We start from the raw sequence: 6,668 nt of genomic DNA, 5'->3' as shown, positions 1-6,668 counted from the left end.
TTCAGACGTGTGCTCTTCCGATCTCAGCACAAAACCATGGTAGAACCGCTCCGGCTGGGCTTTCGCCGAGGGCTTCTTCCCGGTGTCGAAGCTGCTGAACATTTCGCCGGAGACCTCGTTCATATATACATTCATGCCCTCCAAATCATCAGAAAGCAGCGCCTGCAGAAAGGCATTGTGCTCCATGCGGCAGCCTCCGAACCACCCCCTGATCATATGCAGGAACATGATGCGGACTTCCAGGTTGGTCAGCTTCAGCTCATACTCCATCTCCAGGCATTCCGTGTTGAACTCCGCCTGCACTGCTTTTAAATATCCGCTGGCGAGCAGCAGGCTCCAAACCGCCTCCTCACCCTGATTCAGCTCACTGAATACAACCTGCTCGTCAAGCAGGGTACGGAAAGTCCTTCCCTGCAACAGCCCTTCCATCACTGTCTTAAGCTTCGGGCTGCCCTCCCGAATCAGTTTTCCTGCCAGGCTGTTGGAACTGGTGTTCACCCAGTAGGCCCCCACATTCCCTTTATCTAAAAAATTTATAATAGACCACGGATTATATATATCTGTCCGGTTTCCGAAGACAAATCCATCATACCACTGCTTTACTTCCTCTCTCCGGTCAGACAGGCCGAATTCATCCAGCGCAGCAAAAACCTCTTCTTCAGTAAACCCGAAACTGTCCGTATATTTTTTCGAAGTAACTGTTACGACTTCCAAATTATTTAAATCGGAGAACATAGACTCTCTGCTCACTCTCGTAATCCCTGTCATGACAGCCCGCTCCATAAAGGGATTCGTCTTGAAAGTAGCATTGAACAGGCTTCTGGAAAAAGTCACCAGCTCATCCCAGTATCCCCCTACATAAGCCTCATGCATGGGCGTGTCATATTCATCCAGAAGAATGATGACCTTCTTGCCATAATACCGACACATATACTCCGACAGATGATAAAGCGCAGAAGTGGCATCGGCATTGTTGACATCCGGTTTCAACACCCGGTCGAAATATTCCCTGTCCAGATCCGAAAGCACCTCGCTTGACCTCAGGTAGTAATGGCTGCTATAAAGGCTCCTCAAAATATCGCACAGCATCGCCCGTGCATCCGGAAAATTCGCCTCCTTCACCCTGGCAAAGGATACGCTGAGCACCGGATAAGTGCCCTGGAGCGCCCTGTACGCCTCATCCTTCCAGATGGAGAGCCCTTCGAATATGCCGCCCTGCCCGGCGTATGCCACGGAAAAGAACTGTTCCAGCATGCTCATGGTCAGGGTCTTGCCAAAACGGCGCGGGCGGGTAATCAGGGTCACATCGTCCCTGCTCTCCCACCACTCCCTGATAAAATCCGTCTTATCCACGTAAAAGCAATTGTTCGTGACCACCTTTGCGAAATCCTGTATCCCGATACCAACTGTCCGTGGAATGCTTTTATTCCATTCCATAAGCGCCTCCCTCCGCAAAATCCCTGCCCGTAACCCTCGCCGCTGCAACTTTCGCCATCTGCCCCTTCTCTGTATTTCCTAGTATAACGGATTATCCGAGCCATTACAATGATAATCTGCATACAATTTCAAAAACCACAATTTCAAAAACAAACCCGGAAGCCGCCCCGGGAACCAGAAATCCCACTGGGCGGCTTCTTTTATGACGGCTATTACAGATAGTCTTACATACAACTCAGGACGCGCCTGCCGGCACGATGGAAATACTGCCTTTCACCTCCTTCAGCGTGTCGTACGTAGCCTGGATGTACAGTTTAAAAGTTCCGGGCTTTATCGGAGGCTCGACGATAAACTCCGCGGTACATTTCAGCGGTTCATCCTCCTGCCGCAGATTGTGCGCGGCCCAGTATACCGTGTTCTTCTCGCCCCTGTCGAAGAAGACCGTCATTCCCGTTCCTGTCTCCGCTGAAATGTCATACCTGATCCGGTCCCCAAAGGCCAGCGTGTATTCCCCCAGGCAGACAGACTCCCCTGCCGTTATGGTATCCAAATCCACAGGGATGGTTTCCGCATCGGCTTCATCGTTCGAATCCTCCCCTGTTTCTCCCAGCAGCTCCGCCACTTCCGCCTCCGTCATATAGGCAACGCCTGTGATTTCATTCTCATCATTGCGCAGGATCCTGATATTGACGGTTCCCTCCGGATTCATACTCAGCGTGTAAAAGGCTTTGCCGGGGCGCATATCCAAAAAAATGTCCACAAGCTGCTCCCGGTAATAATAATCCTTTCCGTCCATTGTAACGCCTGCGGCCCGGTATTCCGCCGCCTGCGCTTCGTCCCATGCTTCCTCCTGCGCTTCCTTCAGTTCGTCATATTCCTCGTCCCGGTCCAGGGCATCAAACAGGACGGACTGGAAAGATATGTCCCCGTCCTCCAGGGCCCTGTCCAGCCAGGCCAGCAATGTCTCCTCGCTCATGTGCGGTGCCAGCATGGAGAAAAAAGCGATCTCCCCATCCTCATATATCCGCTCCGCCAAATTCCGGATTGCGGCGCAGTCCTCCTCCGCCACAGCGACAGCGGCCCCCATGAACGCGAAATCCCCATCCGCGTAAATCCTGTCCAGCCACTCGCCCTGTTCCGCCTCGTCCAGCCTGCAGAACGCCAATTGAAACAACGGCAGGCTGGACGCTTCATAGCCCTTCTCCGCCATCTGAGAATACTGGATGCCGACCGCATCCATGTCCCCCTGCCCGCCCTTTTCCGCCCGGGGGCTGACTGCCTGTGAATCATATGCCGCCGGATTGCCGCCCGCGGGACTGCCTGCCTGGACAACGGGATAAACGCCGATGAAAGCCGCCCCGGATATCACCAGCAGCGTCAGCGCCCCCGTCAGAAACCGCATCGCCTTTGACTTCTCCCTGAAATTCACGATAGCGCTCAACCTCTCTTTCAACAGCCGTTTATTTTCGCTTAACGTGACGGCTCCCGGGTTTTCCCGGTATCTCCAGACCGCCGCCATGGCGTCCAGCAGGGTCTGTCCATAATCCTGTGCGTTTTCGTATCCCATTCTGGCCAGGACAGCTTCATCGCAGGAAAATTCGCACGCTCTTGTGATTTCCCGGCCCATCAGATGGACAAGTGGGTTGAACCAGTGCAGACAGACCGTAAACTGCACCAGCCATTTGTAGAACATATCCCGCCGCCTATAGTGCGTCAGCTCATGCATGAGGATGTACTGAAAATTCTTTTCAGAAACATCTGTACCTGGCAGCACGATGCATGGGCGGAAAAAGCCGATCAGCAACGGAGAAGAGACCAGTGGATTGACCCATAATTCAATAGGCCTTTTTACGGATGCCTGCTCCGCCGCCATGGAAAGCCGGTCCAGCATTTCCATGTCAGAAACAGGGACGGATCCGGCTTTGATATACCGTATAAAGCCCTGGTAGATGGTCGCCTTTCGTATCATCAGCCCCAGCGCGGCCATCAGCCAGACCAGCCAGATGTGGTCCATCAGCAGCGTCCCAATGTCCTGAAACGGGTGGAACGCTGCAGAATCGCCTGCCGGGCTGTCCCCATGCACATTATCCGTTCCTCTCCCCGCGGCAGGGGCCGGAACGCTTTCCGGAGCATCCGGCAGGGACTGTTGCCGCAGCGGGACGGTCCGGGCGACGGCACGGTCCACAGCCTGATAGGTTCTTCCCAGCAGGCTTGCCTCCGGCCCGAAAGGAAGCAGCAACCGCAAAACCACAACGGCCCAGATGTAATACTGCCACTGTCGATTGATTTTGTCTTTCAGGAATCTTTTTCCCAAAAGCAGGAACAATATGAGCAGACTGCCGGAAAAAGACATGGACAGGAAGAGTTTCAAAATCTGGTTCATGATCGTCCTCTCCCTTCCTCCAGCAGCCTTTTCAGTTCTTCGTATTCCTCCTCTGCCAGCAGGTCGCCCAAAATCAGGTTGGAGACCAGGCCTTTGGCGCTCCCCTCATAGATTTTATCCAGGAAGTTCTTCGTCTGCGCCGTCTGGTACTCCGCCTCGGAGACAAGCGCGGTATATTCGTTGCGGCGTCCGATTTTCCTGGCGCCGAGAAAGCCCTTGCTCATCAGCCTCGACAGCAGCACGATCAGGGTGTTCTTCTGACAGGGCTTGCCCCTGGCCGCCAGCCCCTCCATGATATAGGGGAACAGAGTCACCTCCTCGGGGTTTGCCCACACGATTTTCATGATTTCAAGCTCGGCATCGGATATCTGTTGTGCCATATTTTGCCCTCCTATATGTATGACATAATGTTGACCATTAAAATATAACACTGTGTCATCCTTTTGTCAAGCCCTATGTGCCAGAGGAGCCGGGCTTCCTTCTGCGCGGCCAATACGCAGGAGGAAGTCCGGCTCCTTCTTCAGAATGAATTTACGGGAACCCCGGGCTCCTGCTCCACATAATACTTTGCCTGGGCATGCCACATCCCGGCGTACTGCCCCTGCCTTGCCAGAAGCTCCTCATGGCTGCCCCGTTCTACTATCCGTCCGTCTTCAAATACCACGATATCGTCGCAGAACCGGCAGCTTGCCATGCGGTGGGAGATGTAGATGCTGGTCTTGTCCTTCACCATCTCATGGAACCTGGTATAGACCTCCGCTTCGCTGATGGGATCCAAGGCCGCGGTAGGCTCATCCAGCACCACGAAGGGTGCGTCCTTGTACAGCGCCCTGGCAATGGCCAGCTTCTGGGCCTCGCCGCCGCTGATGTCCACGCCGCCCTCCCTGTCCTTGAACAGCAGCGTCTCCGCCCCCTGGGGGAGCTTCTTTACAAAATCCCAGGCACCGGCCCGCTCCAGACTGTCCCGGATTTTGTCATCCTCCCTCTCGTACCCCGCCGCAAGGTTGTGCCACAGCGGGAAGGAAAAGAGCTTGAAGTCCTGGAACACCACGCCGAACAGCTCCCTGTACTCCTCTTCCCTGTATTTCCGGATATCGATGCCATTCAAAGTGATGGCTCCCTCCGTAGGCTCGTACAGTCTGCACAGGAGCTTCACGAAAGTGGTCTTGCCCGCGCCGTTCCTGCCCACCAGCGCCAGCTTGTTCTTCATGGTGAGCTTACAGTTCACATGCTTCAAAATCATCTCCTGGCTGCCGGTATAATGGAAGCTCACATCCCTGAATTCTATCTCGTACTCTCCGTCCAGGCGCTTCTCCACGGGAATCGTGCCTTTCGCATGGCTGTTCTCCATCTTCATCAGCTCCAGGAAGTCTCCCATATAAGTAGTGGCCATCTTGATTATGTTGCCGTTCCATGTAACCCCATGCAAACCGTTTGCCAGCTTTGTCATGGCACCTGCGTATTGGGTGAATCCCCCTACGGTAATGGCTCCCGCCAGCACTTTCAACGCCACGAAGAGATAGCTGAATACGGTGAAAACGCCATTGACCAGTGTGGCTTTCACCGCACCTGTGATTTCATTATGACATAAATCACCATAGAATCGGTCACTCTCATCATTGCATCTCCTGGCGTTTTCCATGAGCATTTTTTTCATGTCATAGATGCGGATTACTTTTGCCGCCTGCAGGTTCATCATCACCCTGGACAGCAGATAGGTAAGCTGCATCTCCATTCCGGTGTGCTTCTGTAGATATTTCTTCGTGCTTCTGACCATTCTGGAACTCTCCCTTTTCCGGAGAACCACAGTCAGGAACAGGAACAGAAGCAACAGCAGCACAGACACGGCCGGACGCGCCGCAAAAGACAGCAGCGACCCCTCCGATGACGGTCTGCTGAAGCACAGCGCGACAATCAATCCCACGGCACCCGCCACCTCCAGCAGACCTGACAGCATCCCCTGGTAGTTGTTGATGATAGAGCCAAGGCCGCCATACATCTGAGCCGTGCGCTCCGAGGTGAATATCTTATCCGACACCTGTGGCTGCTCCATGGTCTCATAATCCAGAAACGTCGTCTTCTCCCGCATCATGACGGTAAACGCAATGGTGAAGCGCTGGAAAGACCTGGCATAGGCTTTTTCCACCAGTCCCCCTGCCACTCCGAAGAGCAGCCCCGAAGCCACCACCGCGCATGCGCAGCAGAATCCTTCCTGAAACCGTCCTACCAGCAAGGTGTCGATCAGCCGCGCCGTCAGGTACAGGTTCAGATACGCGCCCGCTACCCCCAGCACACTGTTGATGATGCGCAGTGGAATCACCGATGAGTCCACCTTGTGGGCAATCTTCAGCAGTTCAAATCCTGTCTTATGATATTCCAGAGATTTCTCCAGCTTTCCCCAAATCCAGCCCTTCTCTTTTTTGACAGAGGCCTTTTCTTCTCCGGAATGTCCTTCTGTCATGGAATCTTCTTCTTTTACGGAATGCTTTTCTTTCATGAAATGCCTTTCCTCCACTGTGTCTTTTTTCCTTAATTAAGTTCGACATTTTATTCCATTTATCCCAGTTCCGCATCGCCGCACTGTAGGGAATCGGAACTCCCCTCCTTCTTGTAATACTGTGCCTGGGTGTGGAACATGGCGGCATAGGCCCCCTGTTTTTCCATCAGCTGCCTGTGGTCGCCCTCCTCCGTGATCCGCCCCTTTTCCATATACAGGATGCGGTCGCAGAACTTGGTGGAGCTTAATCTATGGGAAATGAAGATGCTGGTCTTGTCTTTGGTCATCTCATAATACTTAGGAACTGTCGTGAAATAATTTGTATATTTTTGGAATCTATGTTAATATATG

General features: G+C 53.4%; 4 protein-coding genes. All 4 read right to left on the bottom strand.

Annotated elements, in window-relative coordinates; genetic code table 11:
• Nucleotides 1-1,672 precede the first annotated feature (1,672 nt).
• The 4 genes from Q2B33_RS22635 to Q2B33_RS22620 all read right to left on the bottom strand — a co-directional run bounded on the left by Q2B33_RS22635 (nucleotide 1,673) and on the right by Q2B33_RS22620 (nucleotide 6,604).
• Nucleotides 1,673-3,820, bottom strand: a complete 2,148-nt coding sequence (locus Q2B33_RS22635) for a M56 family metallopeptidase (RefSeq protein ID WP_300567193.1) — start codon at nucleotides 3,818-3,820, stop codon at nucleotides 1,673-1,675.
• Nucleotides 3,817-4,200, bottom strand: a complete 384-nt coding sequence (locus tag Q2B33_RS22630) for a BlaI/MecI/CopY family transcriptional regulator (RefSeq protein WP_296460839.1) — start codon at nucleotides 4,198-4,200, stop codon at nucleotides 3,817-3,819. Before Q2B33_RS22630 ends, Q2B33_RS22635 begins: the two co-directional genes overlap by 4 nt.
• A 140-nt stretch (nucleotides 4,201-4,340) precedes the next feature.
• Entirely contained in the window at nucleotides 4,341-6,317 is a 1,977-nt protein-coding gene (locus tag Q2B33_RS22625) for an ABC transporter ATP-binding protein (protein ID WP_300567198.1), read from the bottom strand.
• Nucleotides 6,318-6,376: 59 nt separating this feature from the next.
• Nucleotides 6,377-6,604, bottom strand: coding sequence for a hypothetical protein (locus tag Q2B33_RS22620; protein ID WP_300567201.1), 228 nt, complete (start codon nucleotides 6,602-6,604; stop codon nucleotides 6,377-6,379).
• Between the last annotated feature and the right edge of the window lie 64 nt (nucleotides 6,605-6,668).

Source organism: uncultured Acetatifactor sp., from assembly GCF_948601915.1.
Taxonomy (GTDB): Bacteria; Bacillota; Clostridia; order Lachnospirales; family Lachnospiraceae; genus Acetatifactor.
Note: the sequence above shows the minus strand (reverse complement) of the source record. Positions and strands in the feature narration are given on the sequence as shown.

Coding starts and splice junctions, on each gene's coding strand:
- Q2B33_RS22635 (WP_300567193.1), bottom strand. CDS start 3,820: ATGAACCAGATTTTGAAACTCTTCCTGTCCATGTCTTTTTCCGGCAGT.
- Q2B33_RS22630 (WP_296460839.1), bottom strand. CDS start 4,200: ATGGCACAACAGATATCCGATGCCGAGCTTGAAATCATGAAAATCGTG.
- Q2B33_RS22625 (WP_300567198.1), bottom strand. CDS start 6,317: ATGAAAGAAAAGCATTCCGTAAAAGAAGAAGATTCCATGACAGAAGGA.
- Q2B33_RS22620 (WP_300567201.1), bottom strand. CDS start 6,604: ATGACCAAAGACAAGACCAGCATCTTCATTTCCCATAGATTAAGCTCC.